The organism is Bacillus cereus group sp. MYBK195-1 (assembly GCF_051916605.1).
In the GTDB taxonomy this organism is placed as follows: domain Bacteria; phylum Bacillota; class Bacilli; order Bacillales; family Bacillaceae_G; genus Bacillus_A; species Bacillus_A cereus.
The window spans coordinates 418340-440152 of sequence record NZ_JBQAGZ010000002.1 but is presented as its reverse complement, the minus strand read 5'-3'; the positions used below and the strand labels follow the sequence as shown (position 1 = coordinate 440152).

Sequence of the window (21813 nt, the reverse complement as noted above, 5' to 3'; positions counted from 1 at the left end):
ATAATTAGTAAATCCATTCATTCATTAATTTTGAGTAGTCAACTAATTCTTCTTCTTTAAAGAAAATAGCAATCTCGCGCTCTGCGCTTTCTAAAGAATCAGAACCATGGATAATGTTTTTCGCAACAGTTACACCGAAATCTCCACGAATTGTTCCAGGAGCTGCTTCATGTGGTCTTGTTTTCCCCATCATGTTACGCGCTGTATCTACTACACCTTCACCTTGCCATACCATTGCGAACACAGGTCCAGATGTAATAAAGTCTACTAACTCACCAAAGAAAGGTTTTTCCTTATGCTCAGCGTAGTGTTGTCCAGCAATTTCCGGAGTGACTTGCATTAATTTTGCACCAACTAATTGAAAGCCTTTTTTCTCAAAACGAGCTACAATTTCCCCAATGAAGGCACGTTGTACACCGTCTGGTTTTACCATTAGAAATGTTTTTTCCATAAAAAATCTCTCCACTTCTGAATTATGTATGTAATTGTATATCCCCACACACATATTATCACCCTTATCACAATTGTGCAATAGTTTTGAAATAGAGAGATTATTTTATTTTTTAGAATAAACATTAAAATTTTCGTTTTCCAATATACTTTGCAACATTTTGTAATGCGTACTTTGCTTTTCCACGTGGAAGTGGTTTTATTATTTCTAAAGCTTTATGTAAATAACGTTCACTAAACGCAAATGCTTGATCAATTGCTGTACTATTTTTTACAGCATCAATAATTTCTTGCATTTCACTTGCTGTTGAATTTTCATGTACAGATGTGATTTTCTGACGAAGTACTGGATCTTCCATCGCATATAAAGCAGGAAGTGTAATATTCCCTTGTAGTAAATCTCCGCCAGCAGGTTTTCCAAGTTTCTCTTCTGTGGAAACGAAGTCTAAAATGTCATCAATAATTTGATAAGACATCCCTACAAAATACCCATACCAAAATAGACGATTTACCGTATCACGATTAGCACCAGCAGCAATCGCTCCCAATTGACAACTCGCGGCAATTAATAATGCTGTTTTTCGCTTTATTCTTCTTAAATACGTTCTTAAATTTTGGTCATAATTGTATTTATCTTTAATTTGTTCAATTTCACCTTTACAGACTTCTAAAATAGTATGTGATAACGCTTGATGCGCCTCTGGAATTTCGATATTTGTTATACATTCAAGAGACTTAGCGAACAGATAGTCCCCTGTATACATCGCAATACGATCTCCCCATTTCGCATTCACAGTCGCACTGCCGCGTCGTAAAAATGCAGCATCAATAACATCATCGTGAACAAGAGAAGCCATATGAATAAGTTCTAACGCAACAGCAACATGCTTAATCGCATCTAACTTATAATCTCCAAATTTCCCTGCAAGCAACACAAATACAGGACGAATTCGTTTCCCACCAGCTTCAATAAGCTGTAATGCTGCCTCTTCTACTAATGGCTGTTCAGAAGCGACTGTCTTTTTTAATTCTTTTTCTATCACATTAATATCCGATCGTAAAAAAGAGTACATAAGTTGTAACTTCATATTGTTCACCTTAACCTAAAACTTCTTTTTTCTATTTTGATTCTGGTTTAATACCTAAATGCATCGCTGCTACCCCGAAAGTAAATGGTTTCACTTGCACACGTTCAAGTCCAGCTTGCTCAAACATTTGAGCCAATTCTTTCATCCCTGGGAACGTACTAGCAGATTCTTGAAGCCATGAATATTCTTTATAACTTTTCGCAAACATCTTTCCAAATAACGGCATGATATATTTAAAGTATAAAATATACCCTTGTCGAAAACCAATCATTGTTGGTTGAGATGTTTCTAAACAGATTACTTTTCCACCTGGTTTTACTACACGTGTCATTTCTTTTAATACGTGCATATAATCCGGTACGTTACGTAAACCAAACCCAATCGTCACATAATCAAACGTATTATCTTCAAACGGAAGTTCCATTGCATTCCCATGTAGAAGTTCTACTTGTTTTAATTGTAACGCCTCTACCTTTTGCTTACCGACAGATAACATATTTTCACTGAAATCTAAGCCAACAACCTTTCCTTGTTCACCTACGGCTCCAGCTAGCGCAATTGTCCAATCTGCGGTTCCACAGCATACATCAAGCGCTTGACTACCTGGTTGTACATCCATAATTCGCATCGTTTCTTTACGCCACGCTTTATGTCTTTGAAAACTAATTACAGAATTCATCACATCGTATTTATCAGAAATCTTTTCAAATACGTCATGTACTCTTTCTTCTTTTGATTGTTGCATGCTCGTACCTTCTTCCAATGTAAAATTGCTTATGTCTTCTATTTATTCCTTAACACAGAATTTATTTCATTTATGTCTGTGTGATTTTCTAAAAATTGTTTTTCTTTCTTTCTCAATTCCTTCATCCAACCATTAATCACTACTTCTGCTTTATCCCCTAAAGCATCTTGCATAGCTTGAAAAACAGGTGAATGTTGCTTATCAGCATACAATTGAATTTCTTTTTGAAGGCGATTTCCACCTAATACGTATGTAATAAATGGCTTCCAATGTGATAAATGAAAATGATCACATGTTTTTTGAAGGAGCGCAGACTCAATCGCTACTACGCTTTTCATTATGTCATCCGTCGTTTCATGCGCTTTTTGGTATAACATAATTTTGTGTTCATTTATCTCTTTAATTCCTTCAGCAAGTGCACGAATTAAAACAATATCACGATTCATAGACAATAAATAATAATATAGTCCACTATAGTAATCGCCTGCAAGTACTGTTAATTGACGACATTTATGGAATTCAATCTCTTCCTCGCCTGCTTTATTTGATACCCTTTCATGCGTATCAAGCGCAATTTGTACAAGCATAATTGTTACTACGTAATGCTCAATTTGTTCTATATGTAAGTTTGCACTCTTTAAAGCACCATATAACAATGCTATCTTTTCTTCATCAATAAATGGTTCTTCAATATAGTTTATAAAGTAAGGATGGCGTAATTTCTCCATCAATTTTTCTTTTATACCCGCATACCCTCCGTAGATGTCACACACAAAAAATCACCCTTGTTTTCTAATTCATAAAACTTATTATAACACATACACTCTATTTTCTATAACCAAAACTTGGCTACACCTACCATTCATGTAAGCAATCTTTCTAATCTCACTCTGTCTAGTTAAAACTATATCATTTATTTACTAAAAAAAAAAAGAAAAGCAGTTTCCCGCTTTTCTTTACTTCGTTTTAATAAACGATAAAATTTCACTGCGCGCTGCAGCATCATTTTCAAGCACACCACGCACTGCTGTCGTTACTGTTTTCGCACCTGGTTTTTTTACACCACGCATCGTCATACACATATGTTCTGCTTCTACTACTACCATTACACCATGAGGCTCTAGTACTTCCATAATAGAGTTCGCTACTGTTGATGTAATACGTTCTTGCAGTTGTGGGCGACGTGCAATTGTATCTACGGTACGAGCTAATTTACTTAACCCTGTCACCTTTCCACCTTGCGGAATATATGCAACGTGAGCAACTCCATAGAATGGAACTAAATGATGCTCACACATCGAATAAAATGGTATATCTTTTACTAGTACAAGCTCTTCGTGATCTTCTCCGAATACTTTATGCAAATGCTCTTTCGGATCTTCATGCATACCTGAGAACACTTCTGCGTACATTTTTGCAACACGCTTTGGTGTATCAAGTACTCCCTCACGATTTGGGTCATCCCCAATCGCCTCTAAAATAAGGCGTACTGCATGTTCAATTTGTTCTAAATTAACTTTTGCCATCCGCTAGCCCTCCCGAAAACCTAAAAGTGATACGAACACATTCTAGCATATTTATGTTTTTAAAAGCAAAAAGAAGAGTTCCCAAAAAGGAAACTCTTCTTCCCTGTTAATATGTAAGGATTATTTAACCGCATCTTTTAACGCTTTACCAGGTTTGAATGCAGGTACTTTACTTGCAGCGATTTCAATCTCCTCACCTGTTTGTGGGTTACGACCTTTACGAGCCGCACGCTCACGAACTTCGAAGTTACCGAATCCGATCAGTTGTACTTTATCACCTTGTTTTAAAGCTTCTAAGATAGAATCAAAAACAGCGTCTACTGCTTTTGTTGCGTCCTTTTTAGAAAGGGAACTTGCTTCTGCAACAGCATTGATTAAATCTGTCTTGTTCATGCCATTCACCTCCTCCCAAAGATAAGACTGTATAATGATCATAAAATGAGTCTTACTTTCATTTGTAGGCAATTTTTGCAAATTCTATACTACAAAGATGTAGATAAATCATTATCAACGCCTATATTATACGATTCTCCTTTATAATTCAATATTTTTAAGGAAATTGTTACTCTGAAAATGTGAAAATCTGATGAAACTTGACAATTTACAACAATGTATTAGATAATGACTGTTTATTTTTCTATTTTATAATCAAAAAAACAAAAAATCCCTCTACAGTGAGAGGGATTTTTTCTTATAGTATAATCGCAATTAATCCGCCAGATCCTTCATTAATAATTCTTTCTAGCGTTTCTTTTAATTTATATCTAGCATTTTCTGGCATTAAAGATAATTTCGCCTGAATTCCTTCTCGAACAATCGAGCTAAGTGAACGTCCAAATATATCAGAATTCCAAATTGATAACGGGTCATCTTCAAAATCTTGCATTAAATAACGAACTAATTCTTCACTTTGCTTTTCAGTACCAATAATCGGCTCAAACGTTGACTCTACATCTACTTTAATCATATGAATAGATGGCGCTACCGCTTTTAACTTCACACCAAACCTTGAACCGTGACGAATAATTTCTGGCTCATCTAAGCTCATATCCGCTAATGCAGGCGCTGCTACACCATATCCTGTTTGCTTAACCATACGCAGTGCATCCGCCACTTGATCGTACTCTATTTTCGCATGAGATAAATCGAGCATAAGCTTTAATAAATGATCTTTCCCTCGAATTTCTACTCCTACTACTTCTTTTAAAATCTGATCATATAATTCATCTGGCGCATATAAATCAATCTCCGCCACACCTTGCCCCATATCAATGCCAGCTAGGCTCGCTCGATCAATAAATTCATATTGACTAAACTGCCAAACAACGCGATCCACATCACGAAGACGTTTTATATCCTTCACAGTTTCTTGAACTGCTTCTTGATAACTTTGACGCAACCAATGCCCTTCATTTAGCACCATTACCCAGCTCGGAAGGTTCACATTCACTTCTAATACAGGGAATTCAAATAGCGCTTCACGAAGTACATTATATACATCTGTTTCTCTTAAACTCTCCACACTCATTGCAATAACCGGGATATCATATTCTTCTGATAAACTTTGGCGTAATTGCTCTGTATCTGGATGATACGGCTGTACCGTATTAATTATCATAATGAAAGGTTTTCCTACTTCTTTCAACTCATTTACAACGCGTTCTTCTGCCTCTATATAATCTCTTCTTGGAATTTCACCAATTGTTCCATCTGTTGTAATTACAACACCAATTGTTGAATGTTCTTGAATTACTTTACGCGTGCCGATTTCTGCAGCTTCATGGAATGGAATAGGTTCTTCATACCAAGGGGTATTAATCATGCGCGGGCCATTCTCATCTTCATAGCCCTTCGCTCCAGGAACCGTATATCCAACACAATCTACTAATCGAATATTCACTTCAAGTCCTTCATCTACTTCGATAGAAACCGCTTGGTTTGGAACAAACTTCGGTTCCGTCGTCATAATTGTACGACCAGCAGCACTTTGAGGCAATTCATCCTGCGCTCTTTGACGGTCAGACTCATTCTCAATATTTGGAATAACTACAAGTTCCATAAATTTTTTAATGAATGTTGATTTCCCTGTTCGAACAGCTCCTACAACTCCAAAATAAATATCACCGCCTGTTCGTTCTGCAATATCTTTAAAAATATCTACCTTTTCCAAGTGATTCCCTCCCTCAAAATTTTTGGGAATAATTCCGCGTTTATAGTCAACTAATACCTTCTCTAACGTTGCCTATAATATCTGATATAATATAATGGTATTCTAGAAGTTCGGACAATATATCATATAATTTTGTCCAATTTCATATGACTATTAAAAAATATCTTTTGTTTGCATCGTAAGTTGTATAACATAAAAAACCTTTCTTCTAGAACTTATTCACTAAAAGAAAGGTTCATGACTTATCATTTTAAAAAAATTGGTTCTCCGTCCTTTACTGTGTACGGTAAAGAATAAGCTGGTACAAACGGGGAACCTTTCGAAAGTATATTTCGAATATCTTCTCCCTCCGCAAACTGCCCTTCATTTCTTTTCAAAGCGTCATATAAGTCGATTCTATAATCAACAAAAACTTCTCCTTTTTCATTAATTACAAAAGGAAGTCCTTTACCAGAATATGGACTTGTCACTTGTGGCACATCTTTATATCCTAGTTTTTTGAAATCCAATTCATATACACCATCTGAAATTACTTTTTTAAAAGGTGGATATTGATGTTCATCACGATACATCCTAAGCTTTAAAGATAGTTCCTGAATTTGTTCAGCTATCCTAACATCAATTAACTTTACTGTTGGATTTGTTTCAACGTCTATTAATACATATTGGTATACTCCTCCACTTTCATACGCATTCCCTGGCGCTTCTTGTATATAACGCGGGGCAATCTGTTGAAAATCGATTGGATACTTTTGATAAATAGGTGTACTCATATCCCTCGTCTTAATTGGCAATATCCCATCATTTTGCTCCTTAAATGTCACAACAGCTTTTTGAACAACCTGTAGCTGATCTTCATAAGGAACCGCATTTTGCTTCATATTTTCTTTCGGATACAGACACCCCGTTAAAAGGCTCATACAACAAAATATTAAAATAATATGGAATTTTTTCACTACCATCACCTTTTCATACTAATCTAACTTGCTCCGTATGTAGTATTTTCGAGACCATTCCATTTACTGCTGTACAGGTCCACTAAATACAACAAGAAAAATAACAATTCCTGACACAATCATAAGGGTGTACGCTACTAACGCTGTAATCCCTTTCAAAAATTTATTCTTTATTTTATGTCTACTTAATAAAATAAAACTTACTGCAAAAAACATAAATCCAATTGCCCCTAAAGCTAACCACATTTTCATAAGCCCTTCTGACATATACACACCCCTTTTTATTAATCTATTTTTATACTATTTTAACAAATTAAAATCTTTAAACAAATACAAAAAGAACTTTTTACTACAAATTGCGAATATGTAACTTTAATCAATAGGTTTTCCAGCATTTCTCACCAATCTAGACAAAAATAAAACCGAAGCGATTGTATCTCTCGCTTCGGTTGACCAAATATGCCCAAAAACAGCTCTATTCCCATTCTTTCATGGCTATCATATGCAATCTACAAACTCTTTGTTTCTCATAATTTATTTTTTAAACATTTTGCTTAACGAGCCAAAATCTGTTGGCATATTATTATTAATAATCGCTTTTACAATTTGATCCTCTTGCTCTTTCGGCACTTCACGTCCCGCCATAAGAGCCACTTGATGAATTAATTGACGAAGTACAGTTTCATCACGTAAATTCGCATTTTGCACGGATGATGCTAATTTAAAAATATCCTCTTTATTTACTTTCGCTTCCTTCTCAATATTATTAAAAATGTTATTATCCATTCTTTTCACCCTCTCCTCAAGTTACTCTTCATCCTATGCAAAAATGAAAAAATGGTGAAAAGACCCAAAAAATAAAAAAAGCGATAGAAGTACAAATGTACTTCTGTCGCTTTTCTTTACAGTAAATCAGGTATAGCTTCCACTTCATGTTTTCGAACACGCCCCATCAATGAGCCTACCGCATCTTTTACGTTATTCCCATTGAACAGCACGTCATATAAAGCAGCTGTAATCGGCATTTCAACTTCCATTTTCTCTGCCAATTCATGAGCAGCTTTCGTTGTTCTTACACCTTCCACAACCATACCCATACTTTCTAACACTTCTTCTAAAGAGTGTCCTTTTCCAAGCATATTTCCAGCGCGCCAATTTCGGCTATGAACACTTGTACACGTTACAATTAAGTCTCCCATACCAGTTAGACCAGCAAACGTTAACGGATTCCCGCCCATTTTTCTTCCTAAACGAGCAATCTCTGTTAAACCACGTGTCATCAATGCCGCCTTTGCATTATCACCTAATCCAAGACCATCAGTTATACCAGCAGCTAATGCGATAATATTTTTTAACGCACCACCAAGTTCAACTCCAACGATATCTGGATTTGTGTATACACGGAAATAACTATTCATAAATAAATCTTGTACTTCCTCAGCCGCTTCCATACGCTTTGCTGCAGACGTAACTGTTGTCGCTTGTCGTAAACCGACTTCTTCAGCATGACTCGGTCCAGACAGTACAACAACATCTTTAATTAAATGCTCTGGAATTTCTTCCTCAATCACTTCCGAAATACGTTTTGACGTACCAGGTTCAATTCCTTTGCTCGCATGAATCCAAGTAATTGGTTCAGTAACAATTTCTTTCATCTCTTGTAATACATCTCTGTACGCTTTCGTTGGTACTACTAGCAGTACTGTATTTACATCTACTAATGCTTCTTCTAAAGAAGAGTAGGCTACGATTGTGCTTGGCAATGTAATGCCTGGGAGATATCGACTATTCTCATGTTTCGTATTAATTTCATCCATAAGTTCTGGGCGATTTCCCCAAATACGTACATCATGTCCATTGTCAGCTAATACCATCGCTAACGCTGTTCCCCAGCTACCTGCTCCTACTACTGTGATTTTTGTCATAAAATCACATCCTCTCCATTAGTCTCTTGCTCTAGCGATAATGTGAATCGGTGTTCCTACGAAGCCAAATGATTCACGTAAGCGATTCTTTAAGAAACGCTCATATGAGAAGTGCAATAATTCTGGATCGTTTACAAACACAACAAATGTCGGTGGTTTTACCGCAACTTGTGTTGCATAGAAAATTTTCAGACGGCTACCATTATGAGTTGGCGTCGGATTCATCGCTACCGCATCCATAATTACATCGTTTAATACGTTCGTTTGAATACGGATACTATGACTTTCATTTACCTCATCGATAACCGGTATTAATGTTTGTGTACGTTTTCTTGTTTTTGCAGATAAGAAAACAATTGGTGCGTATTCTAAGAATTGGAAATGAGCACGGATATTTTCTTCAAATGCTTTCATTGTTTTCTCGTCTTTTTTCACTGCATCCCATTTATTTACAACGATAACAACAGCTCGCCCTGAATCATGAGCATATCCAGCGATTTTTTTATCTTGCTCAATAATTCCTTCTTCACCATCTAAAACGACTAAAACAACGTCAGAACGTTCAATCGCTCTTAGCGCACGAAGTACACTATATTTTTCTGTACTTTCATACACTTTTCCTTTTTTACGCATACCAGCTGTATCAATAATTACATAATCTTTTCCATCTTTACTATATGGTGTATCGACAGCATCACGAGTTGTTCCTGCTACATTACTAACAATTACACGCTCTTGACCAAGAAGAGCATTTACAAGTGATGATTTCCCTACGTTTGGACGTCCAATTAAAGAGAAACGAATTGTGTCTTCATCATATCCGTCTTCTTCAATCTTTGGAAAATGTTGTGCAGCTTCGTCTAGTAAGTCACCTAATCCTAATCCGTGTGTACCTGAAATTGGGAATGGTTCGCCAAATCCTAATGCATAAAAGTCATAAATGTCACTGCGCATTTCCGGATTGTCCACTTTATTTACTGCAAGTACAACCGGTTTATTTGAACGATATAAAATTTTTGCAACTTCTTCATCAGCTGCTGTTACACCGTCACGACCGTTTGTCATAAAAATGATAACATCCGCTTCATCAATTGCTACTTCAGCTTGTTGACGAATTTGTGTCAAAAACGGCTCGTCTCCAATATCAATTCCGCCCGTATCAATAATGTTAAATTCATGATTTAACCATTCTCCAGCGCTATAAATACGATCGCGCGTTACACCTGGAATATCTTCTACGATTGAAACTCTTTCTCCAACAATTCTATTGAAAATAGTAGATTTCCCTACGTTCGGGCGACCTACTATCGCTATTACTGGTTTCGGCATATACTTTCATCCTTTCAACTTGCTTCTGTTTATTATGTAAAAAACCCTTCTTTGTGCAAGAAGGGATTTGCATTCCAGAATATTTCTCAACGTATCAAAACACCTCACATTATAACACACGTTGCTAATGTTTCACAATAATATATACATTCTCTTGTAAGCGATGTGCAATACCATCTAAAATTGCCTCTAAATTATTTGCAATAAATTCTAGTTCCTCTGTCGATTCACAAACGAATAAAGGAGCACCACCTGCAAATTTTTCTGGAGTCGTTGTTATAACTGCCAGAATAACACTTTCTAACATCATCTCTTATCTCCCCTTCCTTTCGGGGCTTCCGATGACATATGGACAGCACTTTCTAACGTTGGTACATTTCCTATGACACCTATCGCTTTCTCTGCATCTTGATCTTGCGGCAGTACAAAAATCCCAACCCTGCCATCCTCTAAATCACGCTTTGCTAACGGTACAAGCGCTGGTGTACCAGAATCTCTATAAATCCCTAACGCTACTGAAACATCGTGTAAAATAGCTTGTCGTTGCCCTAAATTTGAGATTGTAACCATCGCATCAATTGATTTCGGCTTTAAAATAAAACCCATACCATATTTCATAATTTCTTCTTGTCTTGCTGGCAATCCAATATTCATAATGTAAATATTGTCAATATAAAGCCCTGCTCCTTCAAAACGAAGCGGAACGTGCTCAATTTCAACAAGATCATGCAGCCTTTTACCAGACATTAATTTTTTCGCGATAAAAAATGCGATTATAGCCATAATTACTCCTGCAATCCATGAACGGAATCCTATATACGCAAACGTCGTTGCAAACGACGTTAACATTGCCAAATAGTTGCGACTTTCAAAAACCAATGCAATTCCTTCAATGTATGTATTTCCACGCGGTACGAGCTCATACCCATCTAATTGTTGAAGCGTATTTCTTTCCATATTACGTACATCACGAAATTGTGTCGCTGCTAACGTAAGAAATGTAATGGCAGAAAAATCTTTTTTCAAAATAGACGGGATTGCAATCGCTCCTAAAGCAGCTGCAATTAACCCCATTGCAATATGAATAATTTTCCCATGCAGCCTCGTCGGATATTGCCGCGTATCCGTCCGAAGCATTAGCACCCTTGTAACTGTCCCCGCTATTACGCCGCATAAAATGGCTGGTGTATATTCAGTCATGTATTACCCTCGCCTTTCTTTTACGTGTTTTTCTCTTAAACCGTTCCATGTATACTGATGCTTTTGCACTCCAAAACAATACTGCCATGAATAATGTAGAAACGGCGACGATATCAAAAAATGCTAAACTACCGTAATCATATGGGAAATTCAATTTCCTAAAAATAAATGTCACTAGCAGCTCTCCTTGTAACATCCCTACATATAGAGAACATAATCGTAATATGCGATCCCCATGCAATAACACCGATGCATACACAAGAGCACTACTTAGCAGAAACACTCTATCCACCACAATCCAAATCGGATCATATATTTCTAACAGATGAAAACTTGTATATAACATTGCAATAATAAGTGCCGAAAGTAAGCTATATAATTTTTTCCAGACAGAATATAGCGTGATTCCTATAAAAGAAATAATACAAAGTAAAAGAGCATTTACTGATACCACGAATGAGGCAATCGTTACATGTAACGGAGAGCAAATTATAAAAATCAGTATACAAGCGCCTAACTTCCACCGAATAAGGTCCTTTTTCATAAAAAAGGTTACAATGATCCACCCTATCCAAGCTACAAAATAAAAAGTACTTCCATCCATCAACTTCACCTCCTATGTTTTCCATTATGGGAACTTTTTATGAAAGTTAATCCACTTTATTTACGCATAGTTTTTTCTTATAACAGCAACACTTTTAACAAGGAGGTGTTATTCATTATGGGTAAAGATCGCCAAGAACGAAAACTACGAGAATCACGCCGCGTTGAATCCGATCGTGATCAATCACTACAATATCCAGGTGCAACTGGACTTGATACACCAGAACAGGCTCGAAAACAAAACCAGCACTAATTAATACAAAAAGACGGTTTCGATATTGTACGAAACCGTCTTTTACATAATCAGTTTAATGTTTTCTATTTATATTGAAATAATATTTTGCGCACTATATCCTCCCATTACTTCTTTTTACCTTCACCTATTCCCGTTAAAAATTAAGTTCTATCCAGTAATTCGACAACACACCATCTACATTTTTTAGTCCTTTTTCAATTGCAATTTTTACGAAATGATATTTTTATATAATACTAGTCCCATTCTCCACTTTATATTACGAAAAAGAATAGAACAAAAAAAATCAACCGAACGGTTGATTTTTTATCTCCTACTATAATGCGCAGTATCAATACCACGCTGCATTAACCAATGATATGTTTCACCCTTTACAACAAGAGGTACAGATTGCAACTCTTCTATCGTCTTCGCACCAAGAGCTGTCATTATAAATTTCAAATCTGTATGTAGAAGCTCAATTTCATCCACTAACTTCTCGATACCATCTTGCATTAAAATACGTAAAAAGTAACCAGCAAACGCAGTTGTATTCGCCCCTAATGCGATCGCTTTCGCTACGTCAAGCGCTGTTTGTATACCCCCAGATGCAATAAAAGAGAGGTTATTATTTGTAGAGGTTGCTTCAATAATCGAGGTTGCTGTTTGTATGCCCCAGTTATTAAAATAAGAAAGCATTCGCTGTCTTCTTTCATTTTCAACAGCAGCAAAATTTGTACCACCTTGCCCACCAATATCAATTGCTGTTACACCTACGTTCACTAACTGTTGCATTGTTTCCTTACTCATCCCAAATCCAACTTCTTTTACAATGATAGGAACTTTACTATTTAAAACAATTTTCTCAATACGCTGAAGTACTCCAGTAAAATCACGGTCTCCTTCTGGCATCGTTAACTCTTGTATGACATTTAAATGAATTTGTAATGCATTCGCTTCAATCATATCAACGGCGCGCTCTGCCTGCTCGATAGTTGCCTCACTACCTAAATTAGCAAAGAAAATACCATTTGGGTTTACCTTTCTAATCACCTTATAAGAAGCAGCTTCACTTTCATCTTTTAACGCCGCCATTTGCGAACCTACAGCCATAGCAAGGTTATGATGTTTCGCTACATATGCTAATTGCTCATTAATATGTAACGTTTTCTCTCCTCCACCACCAGTCATCGCATTGATAAAAATCGGCGAACTTAGTGAAAGTTCGCCGATTTTTGTTTCACATGTTATTGTGTCATAATTTGAATTTGGCAAGCTTTGATGCACAAAATCAATATCATGAAAGCCATGCGTACGAGACTGACCAGTAGAAAGAGCGTATTCAATATGATCTAATTTACGTTTTGCCCTTACCACTTGTACCCCTCATTATTTCTTTAATTTTTTCAGTTGTTCACCAATAATATCACTTAATTGGAAAGTAGCAGAATCAGCATTTGGCTCATACTGACTATAATCTTCAGTTACATTATTTTCCTCAAGCGCTTCTTTTATACTTAAAGAAATACGTTTCTCTGCTACGTGAACTTCAAGTACTTTCACTTTTACTTCTTGTCCCATTTCCAATACTTCATTCGGATTTTTCACGTGACGATTTGCAATTTGAGATACGTGTACAAGTCCTTCAACGCCCGGTAAAACCTCAACGAATGCACCAAATGTAACAAGGCGTTTTACTACTCCCTCACGAATATCTCCAGCTTTTATTTCGCCAGCAACGTTTTCCCAAGGTCCTGGTTGAGCTGCTTTAATTGATAAAGAAATACGTTGTGTATCAGCATCAACAGATAACACCTTTACCTTAACCTTTTGACCTTGCTCTAACACTTCAGAAGGTTGCTCTACACGTTCGTGTGAAATTTGTGAAATGTGAACTAAACCGTCCACTCCACCAACATTAACGAATGCGCCAAAGTCAGTTAATCGTTGTACTGTTCCTTCAACAACGTCCCCTTCTTTTAATGAAGAAATTGCTTCTTTTTTCTTAGAATCTAGTTCTAATTCTACTACCGCTTTATGCGAAAGGATTACACGATTTTTTTCACGGTCTAATTCAACAATTTTCACCGCTAATGTTTTACCTTTATAGTCAGTAAAGTCTTCTACATAATGTACTTCTACAAGTGAAGCGGGAATAAAACCGCGAACACCAAGGTCCACAACTAATCCGCCATTCACAATATCTTTTACAGTAACATCAAATACATGACCAGAAGTAAATTTCTCTTGTAGTTCTAACCATGCTTTTTCTGCATCAACAGCACGTTTAGATAAGACAAGATCATCTTCTTCTAATTTAATAATTTTTAACTCTAGTGTTTGATCTAATTCTACAACATCGCTTGCTTTTTCAATATGAACGTTAGCTAATTCACTAATTGGAATTACGCCATCTGTTTTGTATCCAACATTTACAAGCACTTGTTTCTCTTCAACCTTCGTTACAGAACCTGTAACAACGTCACCAACTTGTAATTCTTTTGAATCCATAACTTCTTCATTCATTTTCTCTACCATGGAAATACCTCCCTACAGAATTGACAAAGCATTTTTTATGTATATACGAAATGAAAACAAAGTTTTCATTTGCATGTTTAAGAATTTCTCATCACATACTCTTTTTCAATAACATTCACAAGAAAATATATTAAACCTATATAAATAGTATACAGCAAAACCAGCTTGAAAAAAGTATGTTTTGAAATATAATAGCGAATATATTCTGACAGTTTTATTCCTCTTTAACTAACTTCTTACAAATCAGCTCATTTGTCAAGGAAAGAGACTCACAATTCACGTATCCTTTACATTTCTATTTAAACAAAAAAAGAAAGAGGATTATCCCCTTTCTTTATTTCGCAAACACTCCAGAAACAATGCTCATAATTTTTTGGACAACTTCTTCAATTGATAAAGAAGTCGTATCTAATTCCAATGCATCATCAGCCTTTTTTAGTGGAGAAACTTCGCGTTCTGAATCTAATTTATCACGCTGAGCAATTTCTTCTTTTAGCTGCTCTAAATTAGAATCGAAACCTTTATTTAAATTTTCTAAATGCCTTCTTTCCGCTCTTTCTTCAACAGAAGCAAGCATAAAGATTTTCACTTCAGCATCCGGTAATACATGTGTACCAATATCACGGCCGTCCATTACAACGCCACCTTTTTTCGCTAACTCTTGCTGACGACGTACCATTTCTTCACGAACAAGGCGATGTTTCGCTACAATAGATACTCGATTCGTCACATCAGGTGTACGAATTACTTCAGAAACATCTTGTCCATTTAAAAATACAAGCTGTGTATTTTCTCCTTGCTGAAACTCAATATTTACATTCTTTACAACTTCCATTAACTGCTCTTCATTTTCAATGTCTACTTTTTGTTCAAGGGCTGCATATGTAAGCGTACGGTACATTGCGCCTGTATCAATATAAACATAAGAAAGTTCCTTCGCAACAACTTTTGCCACTGTACTTTTCCCTGCAGCTGCTGGACCATCTATAGCAATCGAAATTCGTTTATCCATTGTAACACCTCATTTTTTCACTTATAAAACAAAACGAAAAGCAGGTGTTCACCCTGCTTCTTCTCATTTGCTTCGCGTCATTAAATCCTCAATTATTGTAGCATAATCCTTCATAGAAGAAAATGAAAACTACCGATTCACCTGCAAGATTTCCACTTTGTTTTTTACCATAACACCCTCATAATAAACAATTTTAGATAAATATTTCACTGATGACTTATGTATAAATAACAATTGTACAACAGAAAGACAAATGAATTGTATTATTAATATACGAATAAAAATTCTCTCCATCTTTTTCACCGTAATTTCTCCCTCCTATACTATATTTGCACATTTCGTTTCGTAATTTTATACATCGTACATATAGCAGTTAATTTTATTGTCATTTTCGAGGCATACTTTTATACATTTCCATTGTCGAATTTACTCAAAACATGTTATGTTCTAAATGTATTTTTTTACTTGAAAGGGGTATAAGCATTGAAAAGAATCCTAGTTTTACACACAGGTGGAACAATTGCAATGGAGGAAGATAAAGAAACTGGGGTCGTACAACCAGGTAAAAAAAATCCTCTTTTAAAATTCATTCCTGATTTAGAAGGCGATGTTGATTTAATCGTTGAAGATGTGTTCCATCTACCATCTCCTCATATGACACCGAGCGAAATGTTACAATTACAAGTCATCATTGATGAAAGAGTAAAACAAGACAACATTCATGGCGTAGTTATTACGCATGGTACGGATACATTAGAAGAAACAGCTTATTTCTTAGATTTAACAGTACAAGCAACTATTCCGATCGTAGTGACAGGTGCAATGCGCTCTAGCAATGAGTTAGGTGCTGATGGTCTATATAACTTCTTATCAGCTGTAAAAGTTGCTAGTTGTGATGAAGCTGCAGAAAAAGGTGTTTTAGTCGTATTAAACGACGAAATTCATTGCGCTACAAATGTAACGAAAACACATACAAGTAATGTCGCAACATTCCAAAGTCCACAATACGGACCAATTGGAATGGTAACAAAACGCGGCGTTGTCTTCCATCACGCTTTAGTACATCGCGAATCATATACGATAAACAAAGTGTCTAAAAATGTAGTTGTTCTAAAAGCATATGCTGGCATGGATGATACATTATTAGCAGCAATCGAAAATCTTCCTGTAGACGGCATTGTTATCGAAGCTCTTGGACAAGGTAATCTCCCTCCAAGAACACTACCTAGCCTAGAAAGATTATTAAATAAAGGTATTCCTGTCGTATTAGTTTCTCGCTGTTTCAACGGTATCGTTCAAGACGTATATTCGTATGAAGGTGGCGGTAAACACTTAAAAGATATGGGCATTGTATTCACATACGGCTTAAATGCACAAAAAGCACGCATTAAATTACTTGTTGCATTAGAGAATACAAATTCCCATGAATCCATTCAAAATATGTTTATGCACGAATAAAAAGGAGCTGTCGAGATTTTCCCGACAGCTCCTTTTTATTTTTCTCTTGATGCAATGGTTTGCGCAATCGCATCTCCATGAAATCTACCGTTCTCGATAAATATTTCATTTGCATTATTTCCAGCAGCAATGACACCTGCAATGAAAATATTTTCAGCATTCGTTTCCATTCTATCCTCTGTATAAATTGGACGTCCTGTTTCTTCATCAATCTGAACACCCATCTTCGTTAAGAAGCTATGATCAGGATGATAACCAGTCATCGCAAATACAAAATCGTTTTGGATTGTAAAAGCTTCACCATCAACTGTAAACGTTAATGTATGCTCAGCAATCTCTTTCACATGAGCTCCAAAATGCATTTGAATTGTACCGTTTCGTACTAACGCCTCAAATTCCGGCAAAATCCAAGGCTTTATGCTTGGTGAATACTCACTTCCACGATACAGTACCGTTACACGTGCACCAGATTTAACAAGTTCTAACGCGGCATCTACACTCGAGTTTTTCCCACCTATAACTACTACATCTCGATCAAAATAAGGATGCCCCTCTTTAAAATAGTGAGCTACTTTCTTCAATTCCTCACCTGGAACATTCATATAATTTGGATTATCATAATATCCAGTTGCTACAACAATATATTTCGCTATATACATTTCCTTACTTCCGTCACGCTTTGTCGTCTCAACCTGAAAAACTTCTCCATCTTTTTGAACTTTCTCCACTCGCTCAAAAGCATTTACACGTACAGATTTACGTTTTACTACTTCACGATAATACGCAAGCGCTTGATTTCGAACTGGCTTACGATTTTCTGTAATAAAAGCTACATCACCAATTTCTAATTTTTCACTAGAAGAGAAAAATGTTTGATGAGTTGGATAATTATAAATGGCATTTACAATGTTTCCTTTTTCAATTACTAACGGATTTATCCCTACCTTTTGCAACGAAATTGCAGCCGCTAATCCGCACGGACCGCCTCCGATTATAATAACTGTTTCTTTCTGCATACTCGTCCACTCCTAGTCTTCTACCAATGCACTATTTATAAAAACAAGAAAAAACCTACTTACAGCAGTAGGCACCTATCTTTATTGTATTCATTTTTCATATATTTGTCATCTAAACGAAACGTACATCCGATAGACATCTGCTAAAAACTGCTGAAATTTAATACCTTGTTTCCCTAATACATTCTCAGGATCAATCTTTCTAGCTGGATCAAGCGTTTTATGTGACACGATATCTTTTTTCGGATTTAAGCCAAAGTTTTGGCATAAATACGCATGATACCATGTAAAACGATTATACGCTTCCCAAAAGTTAACATCGCCACCATAACAAAGTTCCACTCCAATGGCCGCCTTATTTGCGTCATAGCCATATAAGTCATTATCCGTCGGCACACCATATCGAACATGATACGCAACTTCATTTATAGGAATAATCTCCAATATTGTTTTATCATCTATAAATGTATGCGCCGAAGCTTTCGGTTGTAATTCATTAAAGTAATCTCGATTCCCTATCGCATTGCTTCCAGGATTCCCTGTATCATGGCTTACGATAAATCTCACTTTAGTCAGAGGAATCCCCGGTCGTGAACTTCCATATCCAATATAATTGCGCTCTATAGGAAACATCGCCATTGCTACCAACTCCCGCTCTAGAAGGTTACCTTACTTCCTTATATATGTATTCGGTAGCAATGTCCTTATCGCATATTTCTTACGCGAAGAGAAAATCGAAAATATTTGAAGTGAACACCATAAACAACAAGATACTTACAGCCACTCCATAAAAACCGTAAAACCAAACACAATCTTCTTTCGTATCTAAACCGAAAAATTTATTTACCGATTGTAATAATGTGCCACGCTTGCTTTGTTTGTTTCGTAATACTTCCACTCGCTCTACAACATCTGCTGGCATCATAAATCTTTGGTCTACTGTCATTTTCATCATTTATCTCTCCTTAAAATCATTTCCGTTTTGTTTATCTAAGGAGAGTATAGCACGTTTGTTCGTACAGAACAAGCGTTCTTTTTTTATTTTTATTTTATTTTTCAGCAAGCCAAGTAAAAATTGAGATTACAACGGCAATAATCGGCCCTATTACAACCACACCAAATATCAGAAACAGTAGCCCTTCCCCGAACATCCGAATGGTACTTATTTTTCGAGCTTTCATCGTTCTTGCGAGTTCTCCCTCTAACCTCTTAACCTTTTCTTCTAATTGTTCTACTCGCTCCAGCATTTCATTCTCCATATACAACACCTCATTTAATACTTCAACAAAAAAACGTGATTCCCTCGAAAGGAAATCACGTTTTCTCAAGATATAATATTTTATACCCAACCTCTGAAGCGGCTTGCTTCAGCCATTTTACGAACACCAACCATGTACGCCGCTAAGCGCATGTTCACTTTACGAACTTGTGCTGTTTCATAAATAGAATCAAATGATCTTACCATTACTTTTTCTAAACGTTGTTCTACTTCTTCTTCAGTCCAGTAGTAACCTTGGTTATTTTGTACCCACTCAAAGTAAGATACTGTTACACCACCAGCACTTGCTAACACGTCTGGAACAAGTAAAATTCCGCGATCTGTTAAAATTTTAGTCGCTTCTAATGTTGTTGGACCATTTGCAGCTTCAACAACGATTTTCGCTTTAATATCATTAGCATTTTCTTCTGTAATTTGGTTCTCAATTGCAGCTGGAACTAAAATATCGCAATCAAGTTCTAACAATTCTTTGTTTGAAATTGTATTGTTAAATAGCTTTGTTACTGTACCGAAGCTATCACGACGGTCTAATAAATAATCAATATCTAATCCATTTGGATCATGTAACGCGCCGTAAGCATCTGAGATTGCAATAACTTTCGCACCTGCATCATGCATAAATTTAGCTAAGAAGCTACCAGCATTACCGAATCCTTGAACAACAACGCGTGCACCCTTAATATCAATGCCACGTTTTTTCGCAGCTTCGCGAATACAAATTGTTACACCTTTCGCTGTTGCTGTTTCACGTCCATGTGATCCACCTAATACAAGCGGTTTACCTGTAATAAATCCTGGTGAATTAAATTCATCAATACGGCTATACTCATCCATCATCCATGCCATAATTTGAGAGTTTGTGAATACATCTGGAGCTGGAATATCTTTCGTCGGTCCTACGATTTGGCTAATTGCTCGTACATAACCGCGGCTTAATCTTTCTAACTCACGGAATGACATTTCACGTGGATCACAAATAATTCCACCCTTACCTCCACCATATGGTAAATCAACAATACCACATTTTAAACTCATCCAGATTGAAAGTGCTTTCACTTCATTTTCTGTTACATTCGGATGGAAGCGAATCCCACCTTTCGTTGGACCAACAGCATCATTATGTTGTGCACGATATCCTGTAAATATTTTAACAGTCCCGTCATCCATACGAACTGGTATTTTCACTGTCATCATACGAATTGGTTCTTTTAATAATTCATATACTTCGTTTGGATAACCCAATTTTTCTAACGCTTCACTAATAACAATTTGTGTTGAATTCAATAGTTCAAAATGTTGTTCCCTTTGTTGTTGTGTTTTTGTTTGAGTTCCCTTTTCGGCTACCATAGTAAGTAAACCCCCTGTAATTTCACTTGTTTAGTAAACCTTCATTGCCTAGTATACACCCTTAAATTTGGAATGCAATAGAAAACGCTAACAAATATATACAAACTATTTTCTGTTGCAAGCGTTTTCACTATTATTATAGTCCTTTTATTACTTTTAGAAAAGTAAAATACTTAAATATTTAAATGTTTTTTATTTTCATCAACCACACTCCTATAAAACTGCATATTTTATTTTCAAAAAGTATGTTCGAGTATTTACAATCATCCCTTCCCTTCTCCAAATAAAAACAAAACCTCAGCTATGTTGTATTAGCTGAGGTTTTGTTTTTTCACAAAGTAATTGTGTATTTGCTCTATCGCGTTAACATCCATTAATTCTTTACCGTACTCCATGATGCGATAAATGGTTGCTGTAGACGGATTACCGTATTCCGCTAAAATAGCTATAAAATCCACCTTCAACAATTGAATTTGTTCCTCTTCTTCCACCCAAAGATAGAAGCGCTCATCCCACGTATATAGCTTTCCGCCAGTTACACCAAGGTTATATAAGCGATTCGACAGGTTAATTACGTCATCTAGCGTAGCAAACTCATATAATATATGCTCACTTTCATCTAGAGTCACTTGCATTTCAATAAACTCGTCACGGAACTCATCATCTGTATCCATTTCTTGATTTTCTTTCGTTACAATTACAACCATCCCTTGTGCTTGTAGAGAAAACACTTCAACTGCAATCGGACCATCTGCTTCAAACCCTAATTCCTTATTTGCTTCTTGCATCATATCACGAAATAATTGCTGTACTTTCGGTGCATTTCTCCATAAATCTTCTTTCGTTAATCCTCGTTCAGATAAATCATCAAATGTTAGAAAAATTTTTATCTTATTGTAATTTAATCGTTCCAGCCTCATCTCATACCCTCCCTACGTA

The 21813-nt window shown here is 36.2% G+C and carries 27 protein-coding genes; 2 read left to right on the top strand and 25 right to left on the bottom strand.

Annotation, left to right across the window (positions count from 1 at the left end; genetic code table 11):
- Positions 1 to 4: 4 nt before the first annotated feature.
- The 15 genes from ndk to ACTFRY_RS11890 all read right to left on the bottom strand — a co-directional run bounded on the left by ndk (position 5) and on the right by ACTFRY_RS11890 (position 11993).
- Entirely contained in the window at positions 5 to 451 is a 447-nt protein-coding gene (gene ndk / locus ACTFRY_RS11960) for a nucleoside-diphosphate kinase (protein ID WP_000415883.1), read from the bottom strand.
- A gap of 124 nt (positions 452 to 575) precedes the next feature.
- Positions 576 to 1538 (bottom strand): heptaprenyl diphosphate synthase component II, encoded by a 963-nt coding sequence (hepT, locus tag ACTFRY_RS11955; RefSeq protein WP_000776077.1) that lies wholly within the window; start codon positions 1536 to 1538, stop codon positions 576 to 578.
- A 31-nt stretch (positions 1539 to 1569) separates the two neighbouring features.
- A complete protein-coding gene (gene menG, locus ACTFRY_RS11950) occupies positions 1570 to 2283 on the bottom strand; it encodes a 2-heptaprenyl-1,4-naphthoquinone methyltransferase (RefSeq protein ID WP_001187674.1) in 714 nt (237 codons plus the stop codon).
- Between the two features lie 38 nt (positions 2284 to 2321).
- Positions 2322 to 3056 carry a heptaprenyl diphosphate synthase component 1 gene (locus tag ACTFRY_RS11945; protein WP_000332850.1) on the bottom strand — a complete coding sequence of 245 codons (735 nt, stop codon included), beginning with the start codon at positions 3054 to 3056 and terminating at the stop codon, positions 2322 to 2324.
- Between the two features lie 183 nt (positions 3057 to 3239).
- Positions 3240 to 3809, bottom strand: a complete 570-nt coding sequence (gene folE, locus ACTFRY_RS11940; protein WP_001151482.1) for a GTP cyclohydrolase I FolE — start codon at positions 3807 to 3809, stop codon at positions 3240 to 3242.
- A gap of 120 nt (positions 3810 to 3929) precedes the next feature.
- On the bottom strand, positions 3930 to 4202 hold the full coding sequence (locus ACTFRY_RS11935) for an HU family DNA-binding protein (protein ID WP_001043860.1): 273 nt from the start codon (positions 4200 to 4202) through the stop codon (positions 3930 to 3932).
- A 298-nt stretch (positions 4203 to 4500) separates the two neighbouring features.
- Positions 4501 to 5979, bottom strand: a complete 1479-nt coding sequence (spoIVA, locus tag ACTFRY_RS11930; RefSeq protein ID WP_000416519.1) for a stage IV sporulation protein A — start codon at positions 5977 to 5979, stop codon at positions 4501 to 4503.
- 245 nt (positions 5980 to 6224) lie between these two features.
- Positions 6225 to 6935, bottom strand: a complete 711-nt coding sequence (locus ACTFRY_RS11925) for a hypothetical protein (RefSeq protein ID WP_000713405.1) — start codon at positions 6933 to 6935, stop codon at positions 6225 to 6227.
- A 63-nt stretch (positions 6936 to 6998) separates the two neighbouring features.
- Positions 6999 to 7202, bottom strand: coding sequence for a DUF2768 domain-containing protein (locus ACTFRY_RS11920; protein ID WP_001289004.1), 204 nt, complete (start codon positions 7200 to 7202; stop codon positions 6999 to 7001).
- Between the two features lie 267 nt (positions 7203 to 7469).
- The gene (locus tag ACTFRY_RS11915; protein WP_000369754.1) at positions 7470 to 7721 is read right to left on the bottom strand and encodes a stage VI sporulation protein F; all 252 of its coding nucleotides are present in this window, start codon (positions 7719 to 7721) and stop codon (positions 7470 to 7472) included.
- 116 nt (positions 7722 to 7837) lie between these two features.
- Positions 7838 to 8860, bottom strand: coding sequence for an NAD(P)H-dependent glycerol-3-phosphate dehydrogenase (locus tag ACTFRY_RS11910; protein ID WP_000161763.1), 1023 nt, complete (start codon positions 8858 to 8860; stop codon positions 7838 to 7840).
- A gap of 18 nt (positions 8861 to 8878) precedes the next feature.
- The gene (gene der / locus ACTFRY_RS11905) at positions 8879 to 10189 is read right to left on the bottom strand and encodes a ribosome biogenesis GTPase Der (protein ID WP_001125893.1); all 1311 of its coding nucleotides are present in this window, start codon (positions 10187 to 10189) and stop codon (positions 8879 to 8881) included.
- Between the two features lie 124 nt (positions 10190 to 10313).
- On the bottom strand, positions 10314 to 10499 hold the full coding sequence (locus tag ACTFRY_RS11900; protein ID WP_000979058.1) for a capping complex subunit for YIEGIA: 186 nt from the start codon (positions 10497 to 10499) through the stop codon (positions 10314 to 10316).
- On the bottom strand, positions 10496 to 11389 hold the full coding sequence (locus tag ACTFRY_RS11895) for a YIEGIA family protein (RefSeq protein ID WP_000141596.1): 894 nt from the start codon (positions 11387 to 11389) through the stop codon (positions 10496 to 10498). Before ACTFRY_RS11895 ends, ACTFRY_RS11900 begins: the two co-directional genes overlap by 4 nt.
- Positions 11382 to 11993 (bottom strand): YphA family membrane protein, encoded by a 612-nt coding sequence (locus tag ACTFRY_RS11890; protein WP_000349096.1) that lies wholly within the window; start codon positions 11991 to 11993, stop codon positions 11382 to 11384. The genes ACTFRY_RS11895 and ACTFRY_RS11890 overlap by 8 nt, the downstream gene beginning before the upstream one ends.
- Before the next feature lie 117 nt (positions 11994 to 12110).
- On the opposite strand from ACTFRY_RS11890, the gene ACTFRY_RS11885 reads away from it, so the two are divergent.
- Complete coding sequence (locus tag ACTFRY_RS11885; protein ID WP_000513900.1) at positions 12111 to 12245, top strand: YpzI family protein; 135 nt, start codon at positions 12111 to 12113, stop codon at positions 12243 to 12245.
- A gap of 306 nt (positions 12246 to 12551) precedes the next feature.
- On the opposite strand, the gene ACTFRY_RS11880 is transcribed toward ACTFRY_RS11885, so the two are convergent.
- From ACTFRY_RS11880 to ACTFRY_RS11865, 4 genes are all read right to left on the bottom strand, one after another.
- Positions 12552 to 13601 carry a type 2 isopentenyl-diphosphate Delta-isomerase gene (locus tag ACTFRY_RS11880; RefSeq protein ID WP_000251036.1) on the bottom strand — a complete coding sequence of 350 codons (1050 nt, stop codon included), beginning with the start codon at positions 13599 to 13601 and terminating at the stop codon, positions 12552 to 12554.
- Positions 13602 to 13613: 12 nt separating this feature from the next.
- On the bottom strand, positions 13614 to 14762 hold the full coding sequence (gene rpsA, locus ACTFRY_RS11875) for a 30S ribosomal protein S1 (RefSeq protein ID WP_350369205.1): 1149 nt from the start codon (positions 14760 to 14762) through the stop codon (positions 13614 to 13616).
- A gap of 334 nt (positions 14763 to 15096) precedes the next feature.
- On the bottom strand, positions 15097 to 15774 hold the full coding sequence (gene cmk, locus ACTFRY_RS11870) for a (d)CMP kinase (protein ID WP_000361252.1): 678 nt from the start codon (positions 15772 to 15774) through the stop codon (positions 15097 to 15099).
- Positions 15775 to 15903: 129 nt separating this feature from the next.
- Complete coding sequence (locus ACTFRY_RS11865; RefSeq protein WP_000738057.1) at positions 15904 to 16077, bottom strand: YpfB family protein; 174 nt, start codon at positions 16075 to 16077, stop codon at positions 15904 to 15906.
- 180 nt (positions 16078 to 16257) lie between these two features.
- Here ACTFRY_RS11865 and ansA point away from each other — a divergent pair, with 180 nt between their 5' ends.
- Positions 16258 to 17232, top strand: a complete 975-nt coding sequence (gene ansA / locus ACTFRY_RS11860) for an asparaginase (RefSeq protein WP_000822026.1) — start codon at positions 16258 to 16260, stop codon at positions 17230 to 17232.
- 35 nt (positions 17233 to 17267) lie between these two features.
- On the opposite strand, the gene ACTFRY_RS11855 is transcribed toward ansA, so the two are convergent.
- The 6 genes from ACTFRY_RS11855 to ACTFRY_RS11830 all read right to left on the bottom strand — a co-directional run bounded on the left by ACTFRY_RS11855 (position 17268) and on the right by ACTFRY_RS11830 (position 21794).
- Complete coding sequence (locus ACTFRY_RS11855) at positions 17268 to 18248, bottom strand: YpdA family putative bacillithiol disulfide reductase (RefSeq protein WP_001168515.1); 981 nt, start codon at positions 18246 to 18248, stop codon at positions 17268 to 17270.
- 108 nt (positions 18249 to 18356) lie between these two features.
- Positions 18357 to 18887 carry a peptidoglycan recognition protein family protein gene (locus ACTFRY_RS11850; RefSeq protein ID WP_001240655.1) on the bottom strand — a complete coding sequence of 177 codons (531 nt, stop codon included), beginning with the start codon at positions 18885 to 18887 and terminating at the stop codon, positions 18357 to 18359.
- A 79-nt stretch (positions 18888 to 18966) separates the two neighbouring features.
- On the bottom strand, positions 18967 to 19203 hold the full coding sequence (locus ACTFRY_RS11845) for a DUF3961 domain-containing protein (protein WP_001983018.1): 237 nt from the start codon (positions 19201 to 19203) through the stop codon (positions 18967 to 18969).
- A gap of 94 nt (positions 19204 to 19297) precedes the next feature.
- Positions 19298 to 19507: a hypothetical protein gene (locus ACTFRY_RS11840; protein WP_098616286.1), complete on the bottom strand. Its 210-nt coding sequence runs from the start codon at positions 19505 to 19507 to the stop codon at positions 19298 to 19300.
- A gap of 80 nt (positions 19508 to 19587) precedes the next feature.
- Positions 19588 to 20874 (bottom strand): NAD-specific glutamate dehydrogenase, encoded by a 1287-nt coding sequence (gudB, locus tag ACTFRY_RS11835; RefSeq protein ID WP_000225173.1) that lies wholly within the window; start codon positions 20872 to 20874, stop codon positions 19588 to 19590.
- 311 nt (positions 20875 to 21185) lie between these two features.
- On the bottom strand, positions 21186 to 21794 hold the full coding sequence (locus tag ACTFRY_RS11830) for a genetic competence negative regulator (RefSeq protein ID WP_098616287.1): 609 nt from the start codon (positions 21792 to 21794) through the stop codon (positions 21186 to 21188).
- Positions 21795 to 21813 lie beyond the last annotated feature (19 nt).

Excerpts from the sequence above, each read along its gene's own strand:
- ndk (WP_000415883.1), bottom strand. The coding sequence starts at position 451 with ATGGAAAAAACATTTCTAATGGTAAAACCAGACGGTGTACAACGTGCC.
- hepT (WP_000776077.1), bottom strand. The coding sequence starts at position 1,538 with ATGAAGTTACAACTTATGTACTCTTTTTTACGATCGGATATTAATGTG.
- menG (WP_001187674.1), bottom strand. The coding sequence starts at position 2,283 with ATGCAACAATCAAAAGAAGAAAGAGTACATGACGTATTTGAAAAGATT.
- folE (WP_001151482.1), bottom strand. The coding sequence starts at position 3,809 with ATGGCAAAAGTTAATTTAGAACAAATTGAACATGCAGTACGCCTTATT.
- ACTFRY_RS11935 (WP_001043860.1), bottom strand. The coding sequence starts at position 4,202 with ATGAACAAGACAGATTTAATCAATGCTGTTGCAGAAGCAAGTTCCCTT.
- ACTFRY_RS11920 (WP_001289004.1), bottom strand. The coding sequence starts at position 7,202 with ATGTCAGAAGGGCTTATGAAAATGTGGTTAGCTTTAGGGGCAATTGGA.
- ACTFRY_RS11915 (WP_000369754.1), bottom strand. The coding sequence starts at position 7,721 with ATGGATAATAACATTTTTAATAATATTGAGAAGGAAGCGAAAGTAAAT.
- ACTFRY_RS11910 (WP_000161763.1), bottom strand. The coding sequence starts at position 8,860 with ATGACAAAAATCACAGTAGTAGGAGCAGGTAGCTGGGGAACAGCGTTA.
- der (WP_001125893.1), bottom strand. The coding sequence starts at position 10,189 with ATGCCGAAACCAGTAATAGCGATAGTAGGTCGCCCGAACGTAGGGAAA.
- ACTFRY_RS11900 (WP_000979058.1), bottom strand. The coding sequence starts at position 10,499 with ATGATGTTAGAAAGTGTTATTCTGGCAGTTATAACAACGACTCCAGAA.
- ACTFRY_RS11895 (WP_000141596.1), bottom strand. The coding sequence starts at position 11,389 with ATGACTGAATATACACCAGCCATTTTATGCGGCGTAATAGCGGGGACA.
- ACTFRY_RS11890 (WP_000349096.1), bottom strand. The coding sequence starts at position 11,993 with ATGGATGGAAGTACTTTTTATTTTGTAGCTTGGATAGGGTGGATCATT.
- ACTFRY_RS11885 (WP_000513900.1), top strand. The coding sequence starts at position 12,111 with ATGGGTAAAGATCGCCAAGAACGAAAACTACGAGAATCACGCCGCGTT.
- rpsA (WP_350369205.1), bottom strand. The coding sequence starts at position 14,762 with ATGGTAGAGAAAATGAATGAAGAAGTTATGGATTCAAAAGAATTACAA.
- cmk (WP_000361252.1), bottom strand. The coding sequence starts at position 15,774 with ATGGATAAACGAATTTCGATTGCTATAGATGGTCCAGCAGCTGCAGGG.
- ACTFRY_RS11855 (WP_001168515.1), bottom strand. The coding sequence starts at position 18,248 with ATGCAGAAAGAAACAGTTATTATAATCGGAGGCGGTCCGTGCGGATTA.
- ACTFRY_RS11850 (WP_001240655.1), bottom strand. The coding sequence starts at position 18,887 with ATGGCGATGTTTCCTATAGAGCGCAATTATATTGGATATGGAAGTTCA.
- ACTFRY_RS11845 (WP_001983018.1), bottom strand. The coding sequence starts at position 19,203 with ATGATGAAAATGACAGTAGACCAAAGATTTATGATGCCAGCAGATGTT.
- ACTFRY_RS11840 (WP_098616286.1), bottom strand. The coding sequence starts at position 19,507 with ATGGAGAATGAAATGCTGGAGCGAGTAGAACAATTAGAAGAAAAGGTT.
- gudB (WP_000225173.1), bottom strand. The coding sequence starts at position 20,874 with ATGGTAGCCGAAAAGGGAACTCAAACAAAAACACAACAACAAAGGGAA.
- ACTFRY_RS11830 (WP_098616287.1), bottom strand. The coding sequence starts at position 21,794 with ATGAGGCTGGAACGATTAAATTACAATAAGATAAAAATTTTTCTAACA.